General features: G+C 71.2%; 21 protein-coding genes and 2 pseudogenes. 18 read left to right on the top strand and 5 right to left on the bottom strand.

All coding sequences use genetic code 11. The features are described 5' to 3' along the window. Positions 1-203 precede the first annotated feature (203 nt). The 5 genes from yajC (at position 204) to KHP12_RS12935 (ending at position 7,187) form a co-directional block, all read left to right on the top strand. Positions 204-764 (top strand): preprotein translocase subunit YajC, encoded by a 561-nt coding sequence (gene yajC / locus KHP12_RS12955; RefSeq protein ID WP_211832964.1) that lies wholly within the window; start codon positions 204-206, stop codon positions 762-764. A gap of 150 nt (positions 765-914) precedes the next feature. Next, positions 915-2,699 (top strand): protein translocase subunit SecD, encoded by a 1,785-nt coding sequence (gene secD / locus KHP12_RS12950; protein ID WP_086884083.1) that lies wholly within the window; start codon positions 915-917, stop codon positions 2,697-2,699. A gap of 1 nt (position 2,700) precedes the next feature. Continuing rightward, positions 2,701-3,822 carry a protein translocase subunit SecF gene (gene secF, locus KHP12_RS12945; RefSeq protein ID WP_211832963.1) on the top strand — a complete coding sequence of 374 codons (1,122 nt, stop codon included), beginning with the start codon at positions 2,701-2,703 and terminating at the stop codon, positions 3,820-3,822. Between the two features lie 17 nt (positions 3,823-3,839). Beyond that, a complete protein-coding gene (locus KHP12_RS12940) occupies positions 3,840-4,436 on the top strand; it encodes an adenine phosphoribosyltransferase (RefSeq protein WP_244203132.1) in 597 nt (198 codons plus the stop codon). 219 nt (positions 4,437-4,655) lie between these two features. Then, the gene (locus KHP12_RS12935) at positions 4,656-7,187 is read left to right on the top strand and encodes a RelA/SpoT family protein (protein ID WP_210610198.1); all 2,532 of its coding nucleotides are present in this window, start codon (positions 4,656-4,658) and stop codon (positions 7,185-7,187) included. A gap of 104 nt (positions 7,188-7,291) precedes the next feature. Here the strand turns inward: KHP12_RS12935 and KHP12_RS12930 are convergent, their stop codons facing one another. Both KHP12_RS12930 and KHP12_RS12925 read right to left on the bottom strand, forming a co-directional pair. Then, positions 7,292-8,521, bottom strand: a complete 1,230-nt coding sequence (locus tag KHP12_RS12930) for a DUF349 domain-containing protein (protein WP_086885226.1) — start codon at positions 8,519-8,521, stop codon at positions 7,292-7,294. 209 nt (positions 8,522-8,730) lie between these two features. Next, positions 8,731-9,594 carry a peptidylprolyl isomerase gene (locus KHP12_RS12925; protein ID WP_086885225.1) on the bottom strand — a complete coding sequence of 288 codons (864 nt, stop codon included), beginning with the start codon at positions 9,592-9,594 and terminating at the stop codon, positions 8,731-8,733. Between the two features lie 152 nt (positions 9,595-9,746). Between KHP12_RS12925 and KHP12_RS12920 the strand changes: the two genes are divergently transcribed. Both KHP12_RS12920 and hisS read left to right on the top strand, forming a co-directional pair. Next, positions 9,747-10,463, top strand: coding sequence for an MBL fold metallo-hydrolase (locus KHP12_RS12920; protein WP_086885224.1), 717 nt, complete (start codon positions 9,747-9,749; stop codon positions 10,461-10,463). A 13-nt stretch (positions 10,464-10,476) separates the two neighbouring features. Next, complete coding sequence (gene hisS, locus KHP12_RS12915; RefSeq protein ID WP_037951628.1) at positions 10,477-11,739, top strand: histidine--tRNA ligase; 1,263 nt, start codon at positions 10,477-10,479, stop codon at positions 11,737-11,739. A 74-nt stretch (positions 11,740-11,813) separates the two neighbouring features. On the opposite strand, the pseudogene KHP12_RS12910 reads toward hisS, so the two are convergent. Together KHP12_RS12910 and KHP12_RS52395 are read right to left on the bottom strand one after the other, a co-directional pair. Beyond that, positions 11,814-12,368 (bottom strand): annotated as a pseudogene (locus KHP12_RS12910) (response regulator); the annotation flags it as partial. After that, a pseudogene (locus KHP12_RS52395) lies at positions 12,354-13,161 on the bottom strand (ABC transporter ATP-binding protein); the annotation flags it as partial. The pseudogenes KHP12_RS12910 and KHP12_RS52395, both read right to left, overlap by 15 nt. A gap of 200 nt (positions 13,162-13,361) precedes the next feature. Here KHP12_RS52395 and KHP12_RS12900 point away from each other — a divergent pair. Both KHP12_RS12900 and KHP12_RS12895 read left to right on the top strand, forming a co-directional pair. Next, positions 13,362-14,003, top strand: coding sequence for a vitamin K epoxide reductase family protein (locus KHP12_RS12900; protein WP_372455297.1), 642 nt, complete (start codon positions 13,362-13,364; stop codon positions 14,001-14,003). A 62-nt stretch (positions 14,004-14,065) separates the two neighbouring features. Next, complete coding sequence (locus tag KHP12_RS12895; protein WP_037951631.1) at positions 14,066-15,454, top strand: replication-associated recombination protein A; 1,389 nt, start codon at positions 14,066-14,068, stop codon at positions 15,452-15,454. A 94-nt stretch (positions 15,455-15,548) separates the two neighbouring features. Here the strand turns inward: KHP12_RS12895 and KHP12_RS12890 are convergent, their stop codons facing one another. Next, positions 15,549-16,313 (bottom strand): DUF2470 domain-containing protein, encoded by a 765-nt coding sequence (locus tag KHP12_RS12890; protein WP_211832961.1) that lies wholly within the window; start codon positions 16,311-16,313, stop codon positions 15,549-15,551. Between the two features lie 193 nt (positions 16,314-16,506). Between KHP12_RS12890 and rpsD the strand changes: the two genes are divergently transcribed. The 9 genes from rpsD (at position 16,507) to KHP12_RS12845 (ending at position 25,944) form a co-directional block, all read left to right on the top strand. Continuing rightward, entirely contained in the window at positions 16,507-17,118 is a 612-nt protein-coding gene (rpsD, locus tag KHP12_RS12885; RefSeq protein ID WP_037951633.1) for a 30S ribosomal protein S4, read from the top strand. A 296-nt stretch (positions 17,119-17,414) separates the two neighbouring features. Continuing rightward, positions 17,415-17,864 (top strand): DUF948 domain-containing protein, encoded by a 450-nt coding sequence (locus tag KHP12_RS12880; protein WP_037951634.1) that lies wholly within the window; start codon positions 17,415-17,417, stop codon positions 17,862-17,864. An 8-nt stretch (positions 17,865-17,872) separates the two neighbouring features. Further along, entirely contained in the window at positions 17,873-18,202 is a 330-nt protein-coding gene (locus tag KHP12_RS12875; RefSeq protein WP_037951636.1) for a DUF6167 family protein, read from the top strand. After that, the gene (alaS, locus tag KHP12_RS12870) at positions 18,202-20,871 is read left to right on the top strand and encodes an alanine--tRNA ligase (protein WP_211832960.1); all 2,670 of its coding nucleotides are present in this window, start codon (positions 18,202-18,204) and stop codon (positions 20,869-20,871) included. Before KHP12_RS12875 ends, alaS begins: the two co-directional genes overlap by 1 nt. A 5-nt stretch (positions 20,872-20,876) precedes the next feature. After that, a complete protein-coding gene (gene ruvX, locus KHP12_RS12865; protein ID WP_211832959.1) occupies positions 20,877-21,341 on the top strand; it encodes a Holliday junction resolvase RuvX in 465 nt (154 codons plus the stop codon). Between the two features lie 92 nt (positions 21,342-21,433). After that, on the top strand, positions 21,434-23,185 hold the full coding sequence (mltG, locus tag KHP12_RS12860) for an endolytic transglycosylase MltG (RefSeq protein ID WP_211832958.1): 1,752 nt from the start codon (positions 21,434-21,436) through the stop codon (positions 23,183-23,185). Between the two features lie 6 nt (positions 23,186-23,191). Beyond that, positions 23,192-24,019, top strand: a complete 828-nt coding sequence (locus KHP12_RS12855) for a shikimate dehydrogenase (RefSeq protein ID WP_211834842.1) — start codon at positions 23,192-23,194, stop codon at positions 24,017-24,019. A gap of 213 nt (positions 24,020-24,232) precedes the next feature. After that, entirely contained in the window at positions 24,233-25,417 is a 1,185-nt protein-coding gene (gene aroC / locus KHP12_RS12850) for a chorismate synthase (protein ID WP_138916564.1), read from the top strand. A gap of 44 nt (positions 25,418-25,461) precedes the next feature. Further along, positions 25,462-25,944: a shikimate kinase gene (locus KHP12_RS12845; protein WP_244203283.1), complete on the top strand. Its 483-nt coding sequence runs from the start codon at positions 25,462-25,464 to the stop codon at positions 25,942-25,944. Positions 25,945-25,947: the final 3 nt, after the last annotated feature.

Raw genomic sequence — 25,947 nt, 5'->3', positions numbered from 1 at the left:
GCGCTCGCTTACCCTGCATCATGGCGTAGAGGACCAATAATGGCGGGGTCAGGAACCCCGGTACCGCGCCGGGCGTTGTTCCATTGGCGTGGGCTCGCTTAGACTCCGCCGATGCCGTCCGTATGCCGTCCGCTCACTGTGCGGTATACCCACCCCCGTAGACCAGGCCGCTCCCCGCGGTCGTGTGAAGGAATTTCCGTCCCGTGAATATCGTGACTCTCCTGCCGTTCATCGTGCTTATCGGGGCCATGTTCCTGATGACGCGTTCGGCCAAGAACAAGCAGCGCCAGGCCCAGTCGATGCGCAATGAGATGCAGCCGGGTTCCGGCGTGCGGACCATCGGCGGCATGTACGCGACGGTCAAGGAGGTCCACGACGACACGGTCCTCCTCGAGGTGGCCCCCGGCGTGCACGCGATCTACGCGAAGAACGCGGTGGGAGCCGTCCTGCCGGACGACGAGTACAACCGCGTGGTGCACGGCATCGACCCCGACGAGGACGCTGCCGACGACACCCCTGTCGTTCCCGACGACGCCTCCTCGCTGACCGAGGCGGCCGACGCCGACTCGTCCGCCGACAAGGTCGGGCTCGAGAAGGCCGACAAGGCCGACGAGGCCGACGACGCGGCCGAGAAGGCCGACGAGGCGGACGACAAGGCGGGGGAGACGGACGTCAAGAAGATCGACCTCGGCAAGGACGACGCCGCCGCCGCGGCGGGCGCCTCCGAGGACGACAAGCGGGACGGCGGCACCGACGCGAAGTAAGTCCGTCACCCGGGAACCGCGGCGCGCCCTCGATCGGTGCGCCGCGGTTCCCTGGACGGTCTAGGCTCCGGCGGGGGCTTGTCCCCACAAGACTTCGTGCCGCCCCGCGCGCACCCGATGCGGGGCGGTTGGACAGGGAGATACGAGAAGGTGGCAGCACCGAAGAAGGGCCGCAGGTCCTCCGGGTCACAGGGCAGGCCAGGGCGCCCCTTGGCCGTCATCCTGATCGCCATCGCGGCGCTGACCGGAGGCATGTTCGTCTCCGGTCACACCACGCCGCGACTGGGTATCGATCTCGCGGGCGGCACCAGCTTCACGCTGGAGGCCAAGAACCAGCCGGGCAAGCCCAACGCGATCAACACGGACAACATGAACACCGCCGTGGGGATCATCGAGCGGCGGGTCAACGGTCTGGGTGTGTCCGAGGCCGAGGTCCAGACGCAGGGCGAGAAGCACATCATCGTGAACATCCCCAAGGGGACGAACGCGAAGCAGGCCCGGCAGCAGGTCGGCACCACCGCCCAGCTCTACTTCCGGCCGGTGGTCACGACCACCAGCGGCCAGAAGACCCCCGAGAAGCCCAACTCCACCCCCAGCCCGTCCGCCAGCGCCAGCGGCAAGGGGCAGGACAAGGGCGGCAAGCCGTCCGGCACCCCGTCGGCCTCGTCATCGGCCTCCTCGTCCTCCTCCGCCAGCCCCAGCACCCAGGGGCGGGCCCTCTCCAAGGGCCTGAAGGCCGACGATAAGCCCAGTGGGAGCCCCTCGCCGTCGAAGACCCCGAAGCCCGACCCGTCCAAGAGCCCCTCGGGCTCCAGCGCCCAGGAAGAGCTGGCCAAGCAGTTCGCGAAGCTGGACTGCACCAAGCCGGCCGGACGCGCCGCGGCGGCCGAGAAGGCGGCCAACGCCAAGCCGACCGACTCGGTGCTGGCCTGTAGCCAGAAGGGCGACGCCAAGTTCGTCCTCGGCCCCTCCGAGGTCGAGGGCACCGACGTGGACGACGCCTCGTCGGTCTTCGAGAGCCAGAACGGGGCGGGCTGGATCGTTCAGCTCGACTTCAACGGCAAGGGCTCCAAGAAGTTCGCCAAGACCACCGGCGAGCTGACCAAGCAGCAGTCCCCGCAGAACCGGTTCGCGATCGTCCTGGACGGCGAGGTCGTCTCCGACCCCGAGGTCACCCAGGGCGCCATCACCGGCGGCCGGGCCACCATCTCCGGCGGTTTCACCCAGCAGAGCTCCGAGGACCTGGCCAACGTGCTGTCCTTCGGCGCCCTCCCGCTGTCCTTCGACATCGCCGACGAGACCACCGTCTCCGCCGCGCTCGGCGGTGAGCAGCTGGACGCCGGTCTGATCGCCGGTGCCATCGGCATGGCGCTCGTCGTGATCTACCTGGTCGTCTACTACCGCGGTCTCGCCCTCGTGGCCATGGCCAGCCTCGGCGTCTCCGCGATCCTGACGTACACGATCATGGTGCTGCTCGGCCCGGGCATCGGCTTCGCGCTGAACCTCCCGGCGGTCTGCGGCGCGATCGTGGCCATCGGTATCACCGCCGACTCGTTCATCGTCTACTTCGAACGGATCCGCGACGAGATCCGGGAGGGCCGCTCGCTGCGCCCCGCCGTCGAGCGCGGCTGGCCGCGGGCCCGGCGCACCATCCTGGTGTCCGACTTCGTGTCCTTCCTGGCCGCCGCGGTGCTCTACATCGTCACCGTCGGCAAGGTGCAGGGCTTCGCCTTCACCCTGGGTCTGACCACGCTGCTCGACGTCGCCGTGGTGTTCCTCTTCACCAAGCCGCTGATGACGATCCTCGCCCGCCGCCCGTTCTTCGGGAACGGCCACTCGTGGTCCGGCCTCGACCCCAAGCGCCTCGGGGCCACGCCGCCGCTGCGCCGCCGCCGTTCCGCCCGCCCCGGCCCCGCCGACACGAAGGAGGCGTGAGATGTCGCGACTCGGCACTCTCGGCGCCAGGCTCTACCGAGGCGAGGTCGGTTACGACTTCGTCGGCAAGCGGAAGATCTGGTACGGCATCTCGATACTGATCACCATCACGGCCGTCGTGGGCCTGGCGGTGCGCGGCCTGAACATGGGCATCGAGTTCTCCGGCGGCGCGGTCTTCACGACCCCCAACACCAAGGTCTCCAGCACCGATGTGCGCCAGGCCGCCGAGGACGCCTCCGGCGGCCACACCGTCGTCGTCCAGGAGCTCGGCCGCGGCGGGCTGCGGATCCAGATCAGCGAGCTGGGCACCAAGGAGGCGCTGCCGGTCCAGGAGAAGCTCGCCAAGGAGCTGGGCGTCAAGACCAACAAGATCGACACCCAGCTGGTCGGCCCGAGCTGGGGCGAGCAGATCGCCAGCAAGGCCTGGCAGGGTCTGGCGATCTTCATGGTGCTGGTGGTGATCTATCTCGCCATCGCCTTCGAATGGCGGATGGCGCTGGCCGCCCTGGTCGCGCTGATCCACGACCTCACCATCACGGTCGGTGTCTACGCGCTGGTCGGCTTCGAGGTCACCCCGGGCACCGTGATCGGTCTGCTGACGATCCTCGGTTATTCGCTCTACGACACCGTCGTGGTCTTCGACGGTCTCAAGGAAGCGTCGAAGGACATCACCAAGCAGACCCGCTTCACCTACAGCGAGATCGCCAACCGCAGCCTCAACTCGACCCTGGTGCGGTCCATCAACACCACGGTCGTGGCGCTGCTGCCGGTCGGCGCGCTGCTGTTCATCGGCGGCGGTCTGCTCGGCGCGGGCATGCTCAACGACATCTCCCTGGCGCTCTTCGTCGGCCTCGCCGCCGGTGCGTACTCCTCGATCTTCATCGCGACCCCGCTGGTCGCCGATCTGAAGGAGCGCGACCCGAGGATGAAGTCCCTGGCCAAGCGGGTGAAGGCCAAGCGCGCCGCGGCCGCCAAGGCCGAGCCGGCCGACCCGGCCTCCGAGGAGGACGACGCCCCGGCCCTGGAGGACGCCGCCGCGGCCCCCGCCGGGGTCGCCGGCCAGCGCCGCCAGCCCGCCTCCCGCAACCGGGGGCGCGGCCGGCCGTCCGGCAAGCGGCGTTGAGCGGGGGAGTCTGAGAGATGACGGAGACGACGGAGACCACGCCGGGCAGCCCGGACGGATTCGGCGGAGCCTCCGCCGAGGAGCTGCGCACGCTGCTGCTCAGCCGCATCCAGGACGTGCCGGACTACCCCAAGCCCGGCGTGATGTTCAAGGACATCACCCCGCTGCTCGCCGACGCCGCGGCCTTCGGCGCGCTCACCGAGGCGCTCGCCGAGCTGTGCCTGCGGCACCGGGCGGACAAGGTGGTGGGCCTGGAGGCGCGCGGCTTCATCCTCGCCGCCCCGGCCGCCGTCCGCGCCGGAATCGGCTTCGTACCGGTTCGCAAGGCCGGCAAGCTCCCCGGAGCGACGCTCGCCCAGGCGTACGAGCTGGAGTACGGCACGGCCGAGATCGAGATACACGCCGACGCGCTGGAGCCCGGCGACCGGGTGCTGGTGATCGACGACGTGCTGGCCACCGGCGGCACCGCCGAGGCGTCCCTGCGGCTCATCCGGCGGGCCGGCGCCCGGATCGCCGGGGTCGCCGTGCTGCTGGAGCTCGGCTTCCTCGAGGGCCGCGACCGGCTGCTGGGCTCGCTCGACAGCGCCCCGCTGGAGGCCCTGATCACGGTCTGAGCGAGGTCCTGATCACGGTCTGAGCCGGGCTTACGGGCCCGTACACCGGGTCAGGAGGACCGCCGGAGGGCGGGGACGCGCAACCGCGGGTCCCCGCCCTCCGCCATGCCGCCCCATGCCCTCGTCATGCCCGGCTTGGCGGTCGAGAGGCAAGCGGAGTGGCGGGATCGATACCATGGCAGCCCGACCTTTCTCGGGTCCGGACCGCTAGGAGTGCTCTTGCCAGACGAGGCCCAGCCGCTCTCGCCCAAAGTCCGTCCGGGCGGAACCCCCTCCGCACAGCCGGACGCGCCCACCGCCGCCGAGCCGACGGCGGGCCCAGGCGTGCCCAGGAACAGCGGTGACGGCGCGGTCCGGCGCGGCCCCGAGCAGACCAGCCCGAAGCCCCCCGCGGGCCGCGGCAACAGCCTGCCCGCCACCACGCCCCCCGCGCGCCCCGTACAGAGCCCCGCGCCCCGCTCGGGCTCGTCAAACCGCGTCCGGGCCCGGCTGGCGCGCCTCGGCGTCCAGCGCTCCAGCCCGTACAACCCGGTGCTGGAGCCGCTGCTGCGCATCGTGCGCGGCAACGACCCCAAGGCGGAGGCCGCGACGCTGCGCCAGATCGAGCGCGCGTACCAGGTGGCCGAGCGCTGGCACCGCGGCCAGAAGCGCAAGAGCGGCGATCCGTACATCACCCACCCCCTCGCGGTGACCACGATCCTGGCCGAGCTGGGTATGGATCCGGCCACTTTGATGGCCGGGCTGCTGCATGACACCGTCGAGGACACCGAGTACGGCCTGGACACCCTGCGCCGTGACTTCGGCGACCAGGTCGCCCTGCTCGTCGACGGCGTCACCAAGCTGGACAAGGTCAAGTTCGGCGAGGCGGCCCAGGCCGAGACCGTGCGGAAGATGGTCGTCGCCATGGCCCGGGACCCCCGGGTGCTGGTGATCAAGCTGGCCGACCGGCTGCACAACATGCGCACCATGCGCTACCTCAAGCGGGAGAAGCAGGAGAAGAAGGCCCGCGAGACCCTCGAGATCTACGCCCCGCTCGCCCATCGTCTGGGCATGAACACCATCAAATGGGAGCTGGAGGACCTCGCCTTCGCGATCCTCTACCCCAAGATGTACGACGAGATCGTGCGGCTGGTCGCCGAGCGGGCCCCCAAGCGCGACGAGTACCTGGCCGTCGTCACCGACCAGGTCCAGGGCGATCTGCGGGCGGCGCGGATCAAGGCGACCGTCACCGGCCGGCCGAAGCACTACTACTCCGTCTACCAGAAGATGATCGTGCGCGGCCGCGACTTCGCCGAGATCTACGACCTGGTGGGCATTCGGGTCCTCGTCGACACCGTCCGCGACTGCTACGCGGCGCTCGGGACCATCCACGCGCGGTGGAACCCGGTGCCCGGGCGGTTCAAGGACTACATCGCGATGCCCAAGTTCAACATGTACCAGTCGCTGCACACGACGGTCATCGGGCCCAGCGGCAAGCCGGTCGAGCTCCAGATCCGCACCTTCGACATGCACCGCCGCGCCGAGTACGGCATCGCCGCGCACTGGAAGTACAAGCAGGAGGCGGTGGCCGGCGCCTCCAAGGTGCGCACCGATGTGCCCCGTAAGGCGGGCAAGGACGACGCCATCAACGACATGGCGTGGCTGCGGCAGCTCCTGGACTGGCAGAAGGAGACCGAGGACCCGGGCGAGTTCCTGGAGTCCCTGCGCTTCGACCTCTCCCGCAACGAGGTCTTCGTCTTCACGCCCAAGGGCGATGTCATAGCGCTTCCGGCCGGGGCCACTCCGGTCGACTTCGCCTACGCCGTGCACACCGAGGTCGGCCACCGTACGATCGGCGCCCGGGTCAACGGGCGGCTGGTCCCGCTGGAGTCCACCCTGGACAACGGCGACCTGGTGGAGGTCTTCACCTCCAAGGCGGCGGGCGCCGCGCCGTCCCGCGACTGGCTGGGCTTCGTCAAGTCGCCGCGCGCCCGTAACAAGATCCGCGCCTGGTTCTCCAAGGAGCGCCGCGACGAAGCCATCGAACAGGGCAAGGACGCGATCGTCCGGGCGATGCGCAAGCAGAACCTGCCCATCCAGCGGATCCTGACCGGCGACTCGCTGGTCACCCTCGCCCATGAGATGCGCTACCCCGACATCTCCGCGCTCTACGCGGCGATCGGCGAGGGCCATGTCTCCGCGCAGAACGTGGTGCAGAAGCTCGTCCAGGCGCTCGGCGGCGAGGAGGCCGCCAACGAGGACATCGCCGAGACCGCCCCGCCCATCCGCCGCACCAAGCGCCGCTCCAGCGCCGATCCGGGCGTGGTGGTCAAGGGCGTCGAGGATGTGTGGGTCAAGCTGGCCCGCTGCTGTACGCCGGTGCCCGGCGACCCCATCATCGGCTTCGTCACCCGCGGCAGCGGTGTCTCGGTGCACCGCGCCGACTGTGTCAACGTGGACTCGCTCTCCCAGCAGCCCGAGCGCATCCTCGACGTGGAGTGGGCGCCCACTCAGTCGTCGGTCTTCCTGGTGGCCATCCAGGTCGAGGCGCTGGACCGGTCCCGGCTGCTGTCGGACGTCACCCGCGTGCTGTCCGACCAGCACGTCAACATCCTCTCCGCGGCCGTGCAGACCTCCCGCGACCGGGTGGCCACCTCGCGCTTCACCTTCGAGATGGGCGACCCCAAGCACCTGGGCCACGTCCTGAAGGCCGTACGCGGCGTGGAGGGCGTCTACGACGTCTACCGGGTCACCTCGGCCCGTGCCCGCTGAGGACGCGCCGCTGATCCGCTGAGAGGGTCCGCTGAGCACACGACGGCGGCGGCCCCCGGCGCCTTCGCACCGGGGGCCGCCGCCGTACGCGGATCAGCGCGCGCTCAGCCGCCGAACTCCTGGAGGCCCTTCAGCGCCTGGTCCAGCAGCGCCTGCCGGCCCTCGAGCTCCTTGGAGAGCTTGTCGGCCTTCGCGTTGTTCCCCGCCGCGCGGGCCGCGTCGATCTGGGACCGCAGCTTGTCGACGGCGTCCTGGAGCTGGCCGGTGAGCCCCGCGGCGCGCGCCCGCGCCTCGGGGTTGGTCCGCCGCCACTCCGTCTCCTCGGCGTCCTGGATGGCGCGCTCCACCGCGTGCATCCGGCCCTCGATACGGGCGCGGGCGTCCCTCGGCACATGGCCGATGGCCTCCCACCGCTCGTTGATCGACCGGAAGGCCGCGCGGGACGCCTTCAGGTCCGTGATCGGCAGCAGCTTCTCGGCCTCGACGACGAGCTCCTCCTTGCGGGTGAGATTCTCCCGCTGCTCGGCGTCACGCTCCGCGAAGACCTCGCTACGGGCCTGGAAGAAGATGTCCTGCGCACCGCGGAAGCGGTTCCACAGGTCCTCCTCGGACTCGCGCTGGGCGCGGCCCGCGGCCTTCCAGTCCGACATCAGCTCCCGGTACCGGGCCGCGGTCGGGCCCCAGTCGGTGGAGCCGGAGAGCGCCTCGGCCTCGGCGACCAGCTTCTCCTTGGTCTGCCGGGCCTCCTCGCGCTGGGCGTCCAGGGCCGCGAAGTGCGCCTTGCGCCGCTTGGAGAAGGCCGAGCGGGCGTGCGAGAAGCGGTGCCACAGCTCGTCGTCGGTCTTGCGGTCCAGCCGGGGCAGGCCCTTCCAGGTGTCCACCAGGGCGCGCAGCCGCTCCCCGGCGGCCCGCCACTGCTCGCTGGCGGCCAGCTGCTCGGCCTCGGCGACCAGGTCCTCCTTGGCCCTGCGGGCCTCGTCGGCCTGGACCGCCTTGGCCGCCTTGCGCTGCTCGCGGCGGACCTCGACCTCCCCGGAGAGCTTGTCGAGCCGCTTCCTGAGCGCGTCCAGATCGCCGACCACATGATGCTCGTCGACCTGCTGGCGGATGTGCTCGATGGCCGCGGTCGCGTCCTTGGCGGACAGATCGGTGGTCTTGACCCTGCGCTCGAGGAGGCCGATCTCGACGACCAGACCTTCGTACTTGCGCTCGAAGTAGGCGAGGGCCTCTTCCGGCGATCCCGCCTGCCACGATCCGACGACCTGCTCCCCGTCGGCCGTACGCACGTACACGGTCCCCGCCTCGTCGACGCGGCCCCAAGGCTCGCTGCTCACAGCGCCTCCTCCACATGATGCCGGGGCGGGCGCGCGGCCCGCGGGCATCGTCCACAGTTTCTTCCGGCCGGGATACGCCCTGGCCGGTCTCACATCAGGGTGGCGGCCACCGGGCCAGGCACCCTACACAACGCCAACATAGGCGACCGGTGCCCCGGCTGTCCGTATCCTGCGCGACCGAAATTTCGCAGTACGCGAGCCCGGCGACCTCAGGACTTGCCGACCGTCGCCTTGTTGATCACCACGCTGGCGTTCGGGGCGGTGTTCATCGTCTGGTCCGGGGGAGCCGCCCCGGCGTTGGCGATCTTCGACAGGACCTTCATCCCGGCCTTGTCCACGGTGCCGAAGGGCGTGTAGTCCGGCGGGAGGTTGCTCTTCTTGTAGACCAGGAAGAACTGGCTGCCACCGGTGTTCCGGCCCTGCTTGGTCTGCGGGTTGTACTGGTTGGCCATGGCGACGGTCCCGGCCGGGTACTTGCCGCCCTTGATCGAGGCGTCCTTGAGGTTCTCGTCCGGGATGGTGTAGCCGGGGCCGCCCGCGCCGGTGCCCTGCGGGTCACCGCACTGGAGCACGTAGATCCCCTGGTTCACCAGCCGGTGGCACTTGGTGTGGTCGAAGTAGCCCTTGCCCGCCAGGAAGCTGAAGGAGTTGACCGTGTGCGGCGCCTTGCCCGCGTCCATGGTCACGGAGATGTCCCCGCAGGTCGTCTCGAGCTTCATCGTGTAGGAGGCCGACTTGTCGATCGTGACCGCCGGCTCCTTCTTCCACGACATCTTCTTCGGCTTCTTGCCCGCGACCGCCTTCGCCTCCTTGGCGCAGGGGTCGGGCGCCTTGCTGGTGGGGGCGGCCGAGGGAGTGGCGGAGGAGGCGGCGTCGTCCTTCTTGTCCTTGTCCTTCCCGGACAGCGCGCCCGTGGCCGCGACGGCACCGCCACCGGCCAGGACCACGGCCAGCACGGCGGCGATCACCACATTGCGCTGGCGCGACTTGTGCCGGGCGGTTTCGCGCCGCTGCTGCTGCCGAAGGTACTTCTCCCGGGCGAGTTGCCTCCGCCGCTGCTCGTTACTGACCACCGGGTCGTCTCCTCATGGCGTGTGCCGTCGGTGTAATGCTGTTGTGTACGAGGGCTCGGCCGTACCGTATACGGGTTCGCTGTGGCCGGGGCGCCGCCGGTAGGCTCTGAAGCCGCCGACAATCTTCCACCGGACGACTTCTAAGGACGATCGTGCTCATTGCCGGGTTCCCCGCCGGGGCCTGGGGGACCAACTGCTATCTGGTCGCCCCCGCCGCCGGTGAGGAGTGCGTGATCATCGACCCGGGCCACCAGGCGGCCCAAGGCGTCGCGGAGGCGGTCGCCAAGCACCGGCTCAAGCCGGTCGCGGTCGTCCTCACCCACGGCCACATCGACCATGTCGCCTCGGTCGTCCCGGTCTGCGGCGCGCATGACGTACCGGCCTGGATCCACCCGTCCGACCGCTTCATGATGAGCGACCCCGAGAAGGCTCTCGGGCGCTCCATCGGGATGCCGCTGATGGGTGAACTCACCGTGGGCGAGCCGGACGACGTCAAGGAGCTGGCCGACGGCGCCGAGCTGAAGCTGGCCGGTCTGGAGCTCACCGTCGCGCACGCCCCGGGCCATACCAAGGGGTCGGTGACCTTCCAGATGCCCGAGCAGGCGGACATCCCGTCCGTCTTCTTCTCGGGCGATCTGCTCTTCGCCGGCTCCATCGGACGCACCGATCTGCCCGGCGGCGATCATGCCGAGATCCTCGAGTCGCTGGCCCGTGTGGTCCTGCCGCTCGACGACTCGACCGTGGTGCTGTCCGGCCATGGCCCCCAGACCAGCATCGGCCGTGAGCGCGCCACCAACCCGTATCTGCGCGAGGTGGCCGCCGGCCCGGGAGACGGCGCCCGGCGCCCGGCTCCGCGACGAGGAATGTGACGAGAGACTTCCGTTGAGCACCTTCAAAGCCCCCCGGGGCACGTATGACCTGATCCCGCCGGCCTCCGCGACCTACCTCGCGGTGCGCGAGGCGATCGCCGCACCGCTCAAGCGCTCCGGCTACGGCTACATCGAGACCCCCGGTTTCGAGAACGTGGAGCTCTTCGCGCGCGGCGTCGGCGAGTCCACCGACATCGTGACCAAGGAGATGTACACCCTCACCACCAAGGGCGGCGACGAGCTCGCGCTGCGCCCCGAGGGCACCGCCTCGGTGCTGCGCGCCGCCCTGGAGGCCAATCTCCACAAGGCCGGATCGCTGCCGGTCAAGCTCTGGTACTCGGGCTCGTACTACCGTTACGAGCGCCCGCAGAAGGGCCGCTACCGCCACTTCTCGCAGGTCGGCGCGGAGGCCATCGGCGCCGAGGACCCGGCCCTGGACGCCGAGCTGATCGTCCTGGCCCACGACGCCTACCGGTCGCTCGGGCTGCGGAACTTCCGCATCCTGCTGAACTCGCTGGGCGACGCCACCTGCCGCCCCGTCTACCGGGCCGCCCTCCAGGACTTCCTGCGCGGCCTGGACCTGGACGAGGACACCCGGCGGCGCGTGGAGATCAACCCGCTGCGGGTGCTGGACGACAAGCGCGAGGCGGTGCGCGCGCAGCTGGCCGACGCCCCGCTGCTGCGCGACTACCTGTGCGAGGAGTGCAAGGCGTACCACGCGGAGGTCCGCGAGCTGATCACGGCGCGGGGCGTGGCCTTCGAGGACGACGCGAGGCTGGTGCGCGGCCTGGACTACTACACCCGCACCACCTTCGAGTTCGTCCACGACGGCCTGGGCTCCCAGTCCGCGGTGGGCGGCGGCGGCCGCTACGACGGCCTGTCCGAGATGATCGGCGGCCCGGCCCTGCCCTCGGTGGGCTGGGCGCTCGGCGTGGACCGTACGGTGCTCGCGCTGGAGGCCGAGGGCGTCGAGCTGAACCTCCCCGCCGCGGTCAGCGTCTTCGCGGTACCGCTGGGGGAGGAGGCCCGCAAGGTCCTCTTCGGCCTGGTCGGCGAGCTCCGTACGGCGGGCGTCGCCACGGACTTCGCCTACGGCGGCAAGGGCCTGAAGGCCGCCATGAAGGCCGCCAACCGCAGCGGCGCCCGCTACACGATCGTGGCGGGCGAGCGCGACCTCGCCGAGAACGTGGTCCAGCTGAAGGACATGGACTCCGGCGAGCAGTCCCCGGTCCCCCTGACCGAGGTGGTCGAGGCGGTCCGCGCACGCCTTGCCTGAGGGAGCCTCAAAAATCGCCTGAGCGAGCCTCAAAAGGGGCCCGGGGAACGCCCCGGGCCCCCTTTCGCCGCTTCCTACAGCAGTCCCAGCCGCATCGCGCTGGTGACCGCCGCGGTGCGGTCGGCCACGCCCAGCTTGCCGAAGGCCCGCAGCAGATGGGTCTTCACCGTCGACTCGCCGATGAAGAGACGGCGGCCGATCTCCGCGTTGGTGCAGCCCTCCGCCACCAGCCGCAGCACGTCCGTCTCCCGTTCGGAGAGGCGGGGACGCTCGGGCCGGTCGCGCAGCTGGTCCATCAACCGCGCGGCGACGGACGGGGCCAGCACCGTCTCGCCGCGCGCGGCGGAACGCACGGCCTCGGCCAGCTCGGCGCGGGGCATGTCCTTGAGCAGATAGCCCGCCGCACCCGCCTCCACCGCGCGCAGGATGTCCCCGTCCGTCTCATAGGTGGTCAGCACGATCACCCGGGACGGCAGCCCGGCGGCGGTCATCCGGGCGATGGACTCCACCCCGTCGCCGTCCGGCATCCGCAGGTCCATCAGCACCACATCGGGCCGCAGCGAGGCGGACAGCGCCTCCGCCCGCGGGCCGCTGTCCGCCTCGCCGACGACCGTCAGGGGCGGCCGGGCGATCCGCAGCCCCGGGATCTCCCCGTCGAAGCGGCCCATCAGCTCCGCGACGGTACGGGTCGGGGTCTCCGTCTCCTCCTGGCGCGCCCCGCCGCCGGGCTCGCTCCAGTGGACCGTCGCCCGGCCGCCGTGCCGCTCGCGCAGCTCGGCGGGCGCGCCCCCGGCCACGACCTTGCCCGCGGCGATGACCGCCAGCCGGTCGGACAGCCCTTCCGCCTCGTCCAGGTAGTGCGTGGTGAGCACGATCGTGGTGCCCTCGTCGGCCAGCCGCCGGATCAGCTCCCAGAACCGGCGCCGCGCCGCCGGGTCGAAGCCGGTCGTCGGCTCGTCCGGCAGCAGCTCCGGACCGCCGATCACACCGAGGGCCACATCCAGCCGGCGCCGCTGACGCCCGACAGCGCCTTGATCCGGCTGGCCGCCTTGTCCTCGAGCCCGACCAGGCCGATGACCTCCTCGGGGTCGCGCGGCCGGGGGTAGTAGCGGGCGAAATGGCGCACGGTCTCGTGCACCGTCAACTCGGCCGGGCCGGATTCATCCTGCCAAACGACGCCGATTCGGGACCGCCACTCGCGTCCCCCGGAGGCGGGGGCCCGGCCCAGCACCGTGACCTCGCCCGCGTCGCGGTTCCGATGGCCCTGGAGGATCTCCACCGTCGTGCTCTTGCCCGCCCCGTTGGGGCCCAGGACGCCGAACACCTCTCCCCGCCGAATGCCCAGGTCAACGCCGTCCAGCGCGGTCACCGCACGCCATAGCGTTTGCGCAGGCCGCGCACCCGTACCGCTTCGTCTGCCATGGCCCGGAGCGTGCCGGTGCCGTGCCGGTCCCGGGGACGACCGGGAGGTCCGTCTTATGCCCTCCGAACGAAGGACAGGGCACCATGGCATGACCGTGATAAGCGCGCCTTACGGCGACCGCGGGTGCGGCACAATGGCCGTGCCCGACGGGGCTGGAGACGGCGGAGAGCGACGGACGGCGAGTATGGCGACGACAGTGATGGACGACGTGGAGTCCGGCGAGGCGCGGGAGGGTGCGCGGGCCGGGACGGGTGGCAGTCGTGCCTTCGCCCTCCTGCTCGTGATCACCGGGGCGCTCGGACTGCTGGCCGCCTGGGTCATCACGATCGACAAGAACAAGATCCTCGAGTACAAGGCCGACGGCAAGGTCTTCACGCCCGGGTGCAGCCTCAACCCCGTCGTCTCCTGCGGCAACATCATGGAGAGCGACCAGGCGCAGGCGTTCGGCTTCCCGAACCCGATGCTCGGCCTCGTCGCCTACGGCATCGTGATCTGCGTGGGCATGTCACTGCTGACCGGGGCGCGCTTCCCGCGCTGGTACTGGCTGACCTTCAACGCGGGCACGCTCTTCGGCGTCGGCTTCGTGACCTGGCTCCAGTACGAGTCGCTGTACGTCATCGGCTCGCTGTGCCTGTGGTGCTGCCTGGCCTGGGTCGCCACCATCGTGATGTTCTGCTACGTCACCGGCCACAACCTCAAGCACGGCTACCTTCCGGCGCCGGACGGGCTGCGGCGCGGGCTCATGGAGTTCCACTGGGTGGTCCCGGTGGTGTGGATCGGCGTCATCGGCATGCTGATCCTGACCCGCTGGTGGGATTTCTGGACGGGCGCTCAGGGCTGAGCCCGCACCCTCCGAACCCTGCGCGCGGCGGCGTTGTCGGTGCGGTGTCATAGGCTTCCCGGGTGGAGCCAGACCTGTTCACCGCCGCCGCAGAGGACCGCCAGGAGAAGGATCCGGCCAGCAGTCCGCTGGCCGTGCGGATGCGTCCGCGCACCCTCGACGAGGTCGTGGGCCAGCAGCATCTGCTGCGCCCCGGGTCCCCGCTGCGGCGGCTCGTGGGCGAGGGCGGCGGGGGTCCGGCCGGGCCGTCGTCGGTGATCCTCTGGGGCCCGCCGGGCATCGGCAAGACGACGCTGGCGTATGTGGTCAGCCAGGCCACCCAGAAGCGCTTCGTCGAGCTGTCGGCCATCACCGCGGGGGTCAAGGAGGTCCGGGCCGTCATCGACGGCGCGCGCCGCTCCTCCGGGGCGTACGGGCGGGACACCGTGCTCTTCCTGGACGAGATCCACCGCTTCAGCAAGGCCCAGCAGGACTCGCTGCTGCCCGCCGTGGAGAACCGATGGGTGACGCTGATCGCGGCCACCACCGAGAATCCGTACTTCTCCGTGATCTCCCCGCTGCTCTCCCGCTCGCTGCTGCTCACCCTGGAGCCGCTGACCGACGACGATCTGCGCGGGCTGCTGCGGCGCGCGCTCACCGACGAGCGCGGGCTCGGCGGGGCGGTCACCCTCCCCGAGGACGCCGAGGCGCATCTGCTGCGGATAGCGGGCGGCGATGCCCGGCGGGCGCTCACCGCGCTGGAGGCGGGCGCCGGGGCGGCCCTGGACAAGGGCGAGCCCGAGGTCACGCTCACCTCGCTGGAGGAGGCGGTCGACCGGGCCGCGGTGAAGTACGACCGCGCGGGTGACCAGCACTACGACGTGGCCAGCGCCCTGATCAAGTCCATCCGCGGCTCGGACGTGGACGCGGCGCTGCACTATCTGGCCCGGATGATCGAGGCGGGGGAGGACCCGCGGTTCATCGCCCGCCGGCTGATGATCTCGGCGAGCGAGGACATCGGCCTGGCCGACCCCACCGCGCTGCCCACCGCCGTGGCGGCGGCGCAGGCGGTCGCCCTGATCGGCTTCCCGGAGGCCGCGCTCACCCTGAGCCACGCCACCATCGCCCTGGCGCTCGCGCCCAAGTCCAACGCCGCCACCACCGCCATCGGCGCCGCGCTCGCCGATGTGCGGGCGGGTCTGGCCGGGCCGGTGCCGCCGCATCTGCGCGACGGCCACTACCAGGGCGCCAAGAAGCTCGGCCACGCACAGGGCTATCTCTATCCGCACGATCTGCCGGGCGGCATCGCGGCGCAGCAGTACGCACCGGACAAGATCCACGGCAAGCGGTACTACGAGCCCACGCGGTACGGGGCCGAGGCGCGGTACGCGGATGTGGTGGAGCGGGTGCGGGCGCGGCTGCGCGGCGACCCGCCGCCGTCCGGCGACGGTCCGGCGGCCACCTCGTCCTAGCGGTCAGCCGACGTCCGGCCCCGCTCCTCGTCCTGGCGGTCAGCCCCCGTCGGCAGCCGCCCCCGTCTCCCCACCCGCTACGAGGACGACGCCCTCAGCTCGCCGCCGCGTCGAACAGGGCGTGCATCGCGTACCGCAGCTCGGAGACGTTCCGCACCGGCTCGGGAAAGTCGAAGCGCGCGTCGAACGGCCGGTCCGCCTCGTCCGTGAAGCGCACCCGCAGACCGAAGCGGTCCAGCGCCACCGGGGTGGCCGGGCCCCGGGAGCAGACCAGGCCGGAGCGGTCGCCGAGCAGCGCGCACAGCTGGCGCACCTGCTCGCTGTGGGCGGCGTGCAGATGCTGGAGCAGATCGGCCTCGTGCCGGACCAGCGGATCGGGGTCGGCCGAGGTGAAGTCGTCCGGCTCGACGCCGTCCGCGCCCCACAGGTCGTCCACGCACGCCTCGCCGACCTCCAGCCGCAGCAGCGTCCAGGCGGCTCTCCCGGCGGGCCCCACCCCGGCGGCCGGCCCACCGCGCCGCGACGGTTGCGCCGCCTGGTCGAGGCCGAGCAGTTCGCCCACCGGATGCCGCTCGGCCAGCAGCGCCGCCGCGGTGCGCGTGCGCTCACCGCAGGGGACGGGGGTGAGCCAGCCGGCCACCCAGGCGCGGCCGCGGATCCGGTGGGGCATCGCGACGGGGGCGACGTCGGTGATCTCCATCACGCAGGTCAGCTCGTCGTCCTGGGCGTGGGCGGCGGCGCGGGCGGCGGGGGAGGCGCTGGGCACCAGCAGCAGCACATCCCCGTCCGGGGCGACCGTACGGGCGGTGGGACCGTCCGCCCCCAGGTCGTCCAGGGCCTCGATTCCGGGAATCGTCAACGAAGCCGTAGCCTTGGATTCAACGAGAGTACGTACGCGCTCTGCCGGTGTGGGCCGCAGGGTGCTTTCCATGGGACGCGGCTGACCCTCCTCGGGGCTCTGACCAGTGCTGGGCAGGGGGATCCCAGGTCGAAACATGCGTTCTCCTCGGCTAAGGTAAGGCTCACCTAACTTACATGGAGGTTCGTTCCCCGTGAACCAGTCGCGTCCCAAGGTCAAGAAGTCGCGGGCGCTCGGCATCGCTCTGACCCCGAAGGCCGTCAAGTACTTCGAGGCCCGCCCCTACCCGCCGGGCGAGCACGGCCGTGGCCGCAAGCAGACCAGTGACTACAAGGTCCGGCTGCTGGAGAAGCAGCGGCTGCGCGCCCAGTACGACATCAGCGAGCGCCAGATGGCCCGTGCCTACGACCGCGCCCGGAAGGCCGAGGGCAAGACGGGCGAGGCCCTGGTCGTCGAGCTCGAGCGCCGTCTGGACGCGCTCGTTCTGCGGTCGGGCATCGCCCGCACCATCTACCAGGCCCGCCAGATGGTCACCCACGGCCACATCGAGGTCAACGGCCGCAAGGTCGACAAGCCGTCCTTCCGGGTCCGCCCGGACGACGTGGTGATGGTCCGCGAGCGCAGCCGCGAGAAGGTCCCCTTCCAGGTGGCGCGCGAGGGTGGTTACGCCCCCGACGGCGAGACCCCGCGCTACCTCCAGGTCAACCTGAAGGCGCTCGCCTTCCGCCTGGACCGGGACCCCAACCGCAAGGAGATCCCGGTGATCTGCGACGAGCAGCTCGTCGTCGAGTACTACGCCCGCTGATCCGGCGGAGCGCACCGTACGCACCCGAGCCCGCGGGTTCCCCCTCGACACCGGTCGACGGGGAACCCGCGGGCTTGTCCGATGGCGGGTCCGGACCGGGCGCCCGGCGGCCGTTATGCGTTTCGGGTGCGCGTCCGCGGCGCGATAAGGTCGATACCTGCCGCCCGCACCCGGATACCGCCCGAGAGCGGCGAGCGGCGGACGACGCCGAACGACGCGTCATCACGACACGTCAGCGCGCCGAGCACGACCAATACGAGACAACGACGACGAGCGGCGACAGGGAGCGGTGCGACGTGTCCGGTGGAGAGGTGGCCGGGATCCTCGTGGCCGTCTTCTGGGCGATCCTGGTGTCCTTCCTGGCGCTGGCGCTGGTGAGGCTGGCTCAGACGCTCAAGGCGGCCACCAGGCTGGTGGCGGAGGTCACCGACCAGGCGGTGCCGCTGCTGAGCGAGGCGTCCGCGACCGTGCGCGAGGCCAACACCCAGCTCGCCCGGGTGGACTCGATCGCCTCCGACGTCCAGGAGGTCACCTCCAACGCCTCCGCGCTCTCCTCGACCGTCTCCACCGCCTTCGGCGGACCGCTGGTCAAGGTGGCCGCGTTCGGCTACGGCGTCCGGCGGGCGATCGGCCGCAAGGGGCGGGCGGAGGAGGACGAGCCCGCGCCCACGCGCAACGTCGTCATCGGCAAGACCCTGCCGTCCGCCCGCCGGGGCGGCCGTCGCAACCGTGGATCGAAGGGCTGACAGACCGGATGTTCCGCCGCACATTCTGGTTCACCACCGGCGTCGCCGCCGGGGTGTGGGCCACCACCAAGGTCAACCGCAAGCTCAACCAGCTCACCCCGGAGAGCCTGGCGGCGCAGGCCGCCGACCGCGCGGTGCTGGCAGGTCGGCGGATCAAGGTCTTCGCCCTGGACGTACGGGACGGCATGGCCGACCGCGAGGCCGCGCTCAAGGACGCGCTCGGGCTCTCCGCGCCACCGCCGGACGACCGCAAGCGGCTCCCGGCCCAGCGGAGCCGGGCCGAGCTGACCCGCACCACCCCCTACAAGCTCCACAAAGCCGGAAATGAGGACCACTGATGGAGTCGGCTGAAATCCGCCGCCGCTGGCTGCGCTTCTTCGAGGAGCGCGGGCACACCGTCGTGCCGTCGGCGTCGCTCATCGCGGACGACCCGACGCTGCTGCTGGTCCCCGCGGGCATGGTGCCCTTCAAGCCGTACTTCCTCGGTGAGGTCAAGCCGCCCTTCGACCGCGCCGTCAGCGTGCAGAAGTGCGTGCGTACGCCGGACATCGAAGAGGTCGGCAAGACCACCCGCCACGGCACCTTCTTCCAGATGTGCGGGAACTTCTCGTTCGGCGACTACTTCAAGGAAGGCGCCATCAAGTACGCCTGGGAGCTGCTGACCAGCTCCCAGGAGGAGGGTGGCTACGGCCTCGACCCCGAGCGGCTGTGGATCACCGTCTACGAGCAGGACGACGAGGCCGAGCGCATCTGGCGCGAGGTGATCGGCGTCCCCGCCGACCGGATCCAGCGCCTCGGCATGGGCCCGAACTACTGGTCCATGGGCGTCCCCGGCCCCTGCGGCCCCTGCTCCGAGATCAACTACGACCGTGGTCCGGAGTTCGGCGAGGAGGGCGGCCCGGCCGTCAACGACGAGCGCTACGTGGAGATCTGGAACCTGGTCTTCATGCAGTACGAGCGCGGTCCGGGCGAGGGCAAGGACAACTTCCCGATCCTCGGCGAGCTCCCCAGCAAGAACATCGACACCGGCCTCGGCCTCGAGCGCCTGGCGATGATCCTCCAGGGCGTGCGGAACATGTACGAGACCGACACCCTGCGCGTCGTCATGGACAAGGCCACCGAGCTGACCGGGGTCGCTTACGGCGCCGCCCGGACTTCCGACGTCTCGCTGCGCGTGGTCGCCGACCACATGCGCACCTCCGTCATGCTCATCGGCGACGGCGTCACCCCCGGCAACGAGGGCCGCGGCTATGTGCTGCGCCGCATCATGCGCCGCGCCATCCGCAACATGCGCATCCTCGGCGCCACCGAGCCGGTCGTCGGCGAGCTGGTCGACGTCGTCCTCAAGACGATGGGCCAGCAGTACCCGGAGCTGCTCACCGACCGCAAGCGGATCGAGACCGTCGCCCTCGCCGAGGAGTCGGCCTTCCTCAAGACGCTCAAGGCCGGCACCAACATCCTCGACACCGCCGTCACCGACACCAAGGCCACCGGCGGCAGCGTGCTCCCCGGCGACAAGGCGTTCCTGCTCCACGACACCTGGGGCTTCCCGATCGACCTCACCCTCGAGATGGCCGCCGAACAGGGCCTCTCGGTGGACGAGGAGGGCTTCCGCCGCCTGATGAAGGAGCAGCGGGAGCGCGCCAAGGCCGACGCCAAGGCCAAGAAGACCGGCCACGCCGACCTGTCCGCCTACCGCGAGGTGGCCGACAGCTCCGGCCAGACCGAATTCACCGGCTACCTCCACACCGAGGGCGAGTCCACCGTCGTCGGCCTGCTGGTCGACGGGGTGTCCTCGCCCGCCGCCACCGAGGGCGAGGAGGTCGAGGTCGTCCTGGACCGCACCCCGTTCTACGCCGAGGGCGGCGGCCAGCTCGCCGACACCGGCCGGATCAAGCTGGACACCGGCGCCGTGGTGGAGGTCCGGGACGTCCAGCAGCCGGTGCCCGGGGTCAGCGTGCACAAGGGCGTCGTCCAGGTCGGCGAGGTGACGGTCGGCGCCGGGGCCCACGCCCGGATCGACATCAAGCGACGCCGGGCCATCGCCCGCGCCCACAGCGCCACCCACCTCACCCACCAGGCGCTGCGCGACGCCCTGGGCCCGACCGCCGCCCAGGCCGGTTCGGAGAACTCGCCCGGCCGCTTCCGCTTCGACTTCGGCTCGCCGACCGCCGTGCCCGGCGCGGTCCTCACGGACGTCGAGCAGAAGATCAACGAGGTGCTCTCCCGCGAACTCGACGTCACCGCCGAGGTGATGAGCATGGACGACGCCAAGAAGCAGGGCGCCATCGCCGAGTTCGGCGAGAAGTACGGCGACCGGGTGCGCGTGGTGACCATCGGCGACTTCTCCAAGGAGCTGTGCGGTGGCACCCATGTGCACAACACCGCCCAGCTGGGCCTGGTGAAGCTGCTCGGCGAGTCCTCCATCGGCTCCGGGGTGCGCCGGGTCGAGGCCCTGGTGGGCGTGGACGCCTACAACTTCCTCGCCCGGGAGCACACGGTCGTCTCCCAGCTCACCGACCTGGTCAAGGGCCGCCCCGAGGAGCTCCCGGAGAAGATCTCCGGCATGCTGAGCAAGCTCAAGGAGGCCGAGAAGGAGATCGAGCGGTTCCGCGCCGAGAAGGTGCTCCAGGCCGCCGCCGGTCTCGTCCAGGGCGCCAAGGACGTCCGGGGCGTGGCCCTGATCGCCGCCAAGGTGCCGGACGGCACCTCCGCCGACGATCTGCGCAAGCTGGTCCTGGACGTCCGTGGCCGCGTCCCGGGCGACCGCCCGGCCGTCGTCGCCCTCTTCACCGTGGCGGGTGGCCGTCCGCTGACCGTCATCGCCACCAACGAGGCCGCCCGTGAGCGCGGGCTCAAGGCCGGTGACCTGGTCCGCACCGCCGCCAAGACGCTCGGCGGCGGAGGCGGCGGCAAGCCGGACGTGGCCCAGGGCGGCGGCCAGAACCCGGGGGCCGTCGGCGAGGCCATCGAGGCCGTCGAGCGGCTCGTCGCGGAATCGGCCTGATCATCGTGCGACGCGGCAGGCGGATCGCCATCGATGTCGGGGACGCCCGGATCGGGGTCGCCTCGTGCGACCCCGACGGGATCCTCGCCACCCCCGTGGAGACCGTGCCGGGACGCGACATCCCGGCCGCCCACAAGCGGCTCGTGGCGATCGTCGAGGAGTACGAACCGATCGAGGTGGTGGTCGGCCTGCCGCGCTCGCTCAACGGGCGCGAGGGGCCGGCCGCGGCCAAAGTGCGCACCTTCGCGCGCGAGTTGGCACGGCGGGTCAACCCGGTGCCGGTGCGGCTCGTCGACGAGCGTATGACCACTGTCACAGCGTCCCAGGGGCTGCGCGCCTCCGGGGTGACGTCCAAGAAGGGCCGTTCCGTCGTTGACCAGGCGGCGGCCGTGGTGATCCTTCAGAGCGCGCTGGAGACCGAGCGGGTCTCGGGGAGGGCCCCGGGGGAAGCCGTCGAAGTGGTCATCTGATCGCGATACGGTAACGTTCCGCGCGGCATGGCCGCCGCCGCCCGTGCCCACGAACACGCCGAGCGGTGACCACCTCCGTCGCTAGGGGATCGATGACTGAGTACGGCCGGGGACCCGGCTCCCAACCGTGGCACCCCGAGGATCCGCTGTACGGGGACCGAGAGTGGAGCGGCCACCACGCGGCGGCCGGCCAGGATCCCTACGCACAGGACCGGTACGCGCAGGACCCCTACGCCCAGCAGGACACCTACGCACAGGATCCGTACGCACCGGACGCCTACGGCCAGGATCCCTACGGTCAGGGTGGCTACGGCCAGGGCCCGTACGGCCAGGACCCCTACGGACACCAGCAGTATCCGCACGGCTATCCGCAGGACCCCCAGCAGCAGCATCAGCAGCCCCAGTGGGACGGCCAGGACGCCGGTTACCCGCATCAGCGCCACCCGCAGGAGTACCCCGGCCAGGGCGGCCCCTACCCGGGCCAGGACGGCTCGTACGGCGGGATGGACCCGCAGGACCCTTATGGCGGCCAGGGCGCTTCCTACCCGGGCCAGGACCCCTACCAGGGACAACAGGGCACCCAGCAGATGCCCACGGTGCCCGCGGAGCACCAGGTGCCGCGCCAGCGCCAGGCCCCCGAGGAGCCGCCCCTCCAGGCGGACGAAGAGGACGACCATCCGTTCTTCAACGACGGCGGCGGCCGGGGCGACGCCGAGGATGCGGACGACGACGGCGAGGACGGCGAGCGCTCCGGCGAGAAGGGCAAGCCCAAGAAGCGCCGCAGCGGCGTGGCCTGCCTCTTCGTGACCGTCGTCCTGGTGGGTGTGGTCGGCGGAGGCGGCTACTACGCCTACGACTTCTGGCAGACCCGCTTCGGCCCCGCGCCCGACTACTCCGGCCAGGGCACCGGCCGGATCGAGGTGGAGGTTCCGTCCGGCTCCGGCAACGCCGAGATCGGTTCGATCCTCGCCGACAAGGGCGTGGTCAAGAGCAGCGGCGCCTTCGTCGACGCCGTGGAGGACAGCGGCAAGTTCGTCCAGCCGGGCACCTACACCCTGCGCAAGGAGATGTCCGGCGCGGCGGCGGTCAAGCTGATGCTCGACCCCAGCAGCAGCAACGCCCTGATCGTCACCGAGGGCATGCGCGACGCCACGATCTACGCGGCGATCGACAAGAAGATCGGCCTCAAGGCGGGGACCACCGCGGGCGTCGCCAAGAAGGAGGCCAAGAACCTCGGGCTGCCCTCCTGGGCCGACGACAACAGCAAGATCAAGGATCCGCTGGAAGGCTTCCTGTACCCGTCCCGCTACAGCGTGGGCGAGGGCGCCAAACCCGCGGACGTACTGCGGAAGATGGTCGCCGAGGCCAATCGGAACTACTCCGGCCTGGATCTGGAGGGCAAGGCCAAGGAATTGGGCCTGAAGTCCCCGCTCCAGCTCATCAGCGTGGCCAGCCTGGTCCAGGCGGAGGGCGTCACCCATGACGACTTCCGGAAGATGGCCGAGGTCGTCTACAACCGGCTGAAGCCCGCGAACCCGGAGACCAACGGCAAGGTGGAGTTCGACTCCTCGTACAACTACATCAAGAATCAGAGCAAGCTGGACATCCCGATCAGTGAGATCAAGGGATACGACAACCCGTACAACACCTACTTCTACAAGGGGCTCCCGCCGGGTCCGATCGGCAATCCGGGTGCGGACGCGTTGAAGGCGTCCATGAACCCGACCTCCGACGGGTGGTACTACTTTGTCGCGGTCGACGGCAAGAGCCACTTCTCTAGGACCTACACGGAGCATCTCAAGTGGGTCGACAAGTTCAATAAGCAGCGCAAGAACAATGGCTGAGGGATGATGTCGGAAAACCGCAGGGCAGCGGTGCTCGGTTCGCCGATCGCCCATTCCCTGTCACCGGTGCTGCACCGCGCCGCCTACCGCGAACTGGGCCTGACCGGCTGGACGTACGACCGCTTCGAGGTGGACGAGACCGGGCTGCCGGACTTCTTCAAGCACCTCGGCGAGGACGCGGGACCGGCCTGGGCCGGGCTGTCCCTGACCATGCCGCTCAAGCGCGCCGTCATCCCGCTGCTGGACGAGATCAGCGACACCGCGGCCTCGGTGGAGGCCGTCAACACGGTCGTCTTCGGCGACGACGGCCGCAGGCGCGGGGACAACACCGACATCCCCGGCATGCTGGCGGCGCTGCGGGAGCGCGGCGTCGGGCGCGTGGAGCGCGCCGCCGTGCTGGGCGCCGGCGCCACGGCCTCCTCCGCGCTGGCCGCGCTCTCCCGGATCTGCGACGGCGAGGTCACCGCGTACGTCCGCAGCGAGGCCCGCGCCGCCGAGATGCGGCAGTGGGGCGAGCGGCTGGGCGTCGTGGTGCGCACCGCGGACTGGGGCGACGCGGCCGAGGCGCTCGGCGCGCCGCTGGTGATCGCCACCACCCCCGCGGGCACCGCCGACGCGCTCGCCGCGGCCGTACCGGACCGCCCCGGCGCGCTCTTCGACGTCCTCTACGAGCCCTGGCCCACCCCGCTGGCCGCCGCCTGGGCGGCGCGCGGCGGCTCGGTGGTCGGCGGCCTGGACCTCCTGGTGCACCAGGCGGTGCTCCAGGTCGAGCAGATGACGGGCCGCGCCCCGGCGCCGCTGGCCGCGATGCGCGAGGCGCTGACGGCCCGCTGAGCCGTCCCACGGGCCCCTCGTCGGCCCCGTCCGGCTCCTCGTCGTGCCCGTCCGGCCCGTCCCCGGCCCCTCTCCGGGGCGCCGCGAGCGTCCACCTCATGGACCACGAACCGAGCGGACGCCCCGGTCGTGGGAGGATCGGAGGTGCGGGCCGGAGTCGCGCGGACCGGGCCGCGCCGCACGACGTCGAGGCACGCGCATGAGGGAGCACCGTTGAGCAGGTTGCGCTGGCTGACCGCGGGGGAGTCGCACGGCCCCGCACTCGTGGCGACGCTGGAGGGGCTGCCCGCCGGGGTGCCGATCACCACCGACATGGTGGCGGACGCCCTGGCCCGACGGCGGCTCGGCTATGGCCGCGGTGCCCGGATGAAGTTCGAGCGCGACGAGGTCACCTTCATCGGCGGCGTACGTCACGGGCTGACCCTCGGCTCCCCGGTCGCGATCATGGTCGGCAACACGGAGTGGCCCAAGTGGGAGCAGGTCATGGCCGCCGACCCGGTGGACGCCGAGATCCTCGAGGGCGTCGCCCGTAACGCCCCGCTCACCCGCCCCCGCCCCGGCCACGCCGACCTGGCCGGGATGCAGAAGTACGGCTTCGACGAGGCCCGGCCGATCCTGGAGCGCGCCAGCGCCCGCGAGACCGCCGCCCGGGTGGCGCTGGGCACCGTCGCCCGCTCCTACCTCAAGGAGACGGCCGGCATCGAGATCGTCTCGCACGTCGTGGAGCTGGCCGCCGCGAAGGCGCCGTACGGCGTCCTCCCCAAGCCCTCCGACGTCGAGAGGCTGGACGCCGACCCGGTGCGCTGCCTGGACGCCGACGCGAGCAAGGCGATGGTGGCCGAGATCGACCAGGCCCACAAGGACGGCGACACGCTCGGCGGTGTCGTCGAGGTGCTCGCGTACGGCGTACCGGTGGGCCTCGGCTCGCATGTGCACTGGGACCGCCGGCTCGACGCACGGCTGGCCGCCGCGCTGATGGGCATCCAGGCCATCAAGGGCGTCGAGGTCGGCGACGGCTTCGACCTGGCGCGGGTGCCCGGCTCCAAGGCCCATGACGAGATCGTCTCCACGGACGAGGGCATCCGGCGCTCCACGGGCCGCTCGGGCGGCACCGAGGGCGGGCTGAGCACCGGCGAGCTGCTGCGCGTCCGGGCCGCGATGAAGCCGATCGCGACCGTGCCGCGGGCGCTGGCCACGGTCGATGTGACCACCGGCGAGGCCACCAAGGCCCACCACCAGCGCTCCGACGTGTGCGCCGTCCCGGCCGCCGGGATCGTCGCCGAGGCGATGGTCGCGCTGGTGCTGGCGGACGCGGTCGCGGAGAAGTTCGGCGGCGACTCGGTTCCCGAGACCCGCCGCAATGTGAAGGGCTTCCTCGAGAACCTGGCCATCCGGTGAGTGGGGAGATCGGCGGGGGTCCGGCCGTTGTGCTGGTCGGGCCCATGGGGGTCGGTAAGACCACCGTCGGGCAGGTGCTCGCGGAGCGGCTCGGCACCACCTTCCGCGACACCGACACCGACATCGTCGCGACGGCGGGCAAGGAGATCTCGGAGATCTTCATCGACGAGGGCGAGCCGCACTTCCGCGAGCTGGAGCGGCAGGCGGTGCGGGCCGCCGTCGCCGGGCACCGGGGCGTGCTCGCGCTGGGCGGCGGCGCCGTCCTCGACGAGGGCACCCGGGCGCTGCTCGCGGGCCTCCCCGTCGTCTTCCTGGAGATGGGCGTCGCCGAGGCCGTCAAGCGCACCGGCCTTGACGCCCCGCGCCCGCTGCTCGCGGTCAATCCGCGCCAGCGCTGGCGCGAGTTGATGGAGCAGCGCCGCCCGCTGTACACCGAGGTCGCCCGCGCCGTGGTGTCGACCGAGGACCGCACCCCCGAGGCCGTCGCCGAGGCCGTCCTGGACGTACTGGAGCTGAAGAACGCATGACAT

This window comes from Streptomyces asiaticus, assembly GCF_018138715.1.
Taxonomy (GTDB): Bacteria; Actinomycetota; Actinomycetes; order Streptomycetales; family Streptomycetaceae; genus Streptomyces; species Streptomyces asiaticus.
Note: the sequence above shows the minus strand (reverse complement) of the source record. Positions and strands in the feature narration are given on the sequence as shown.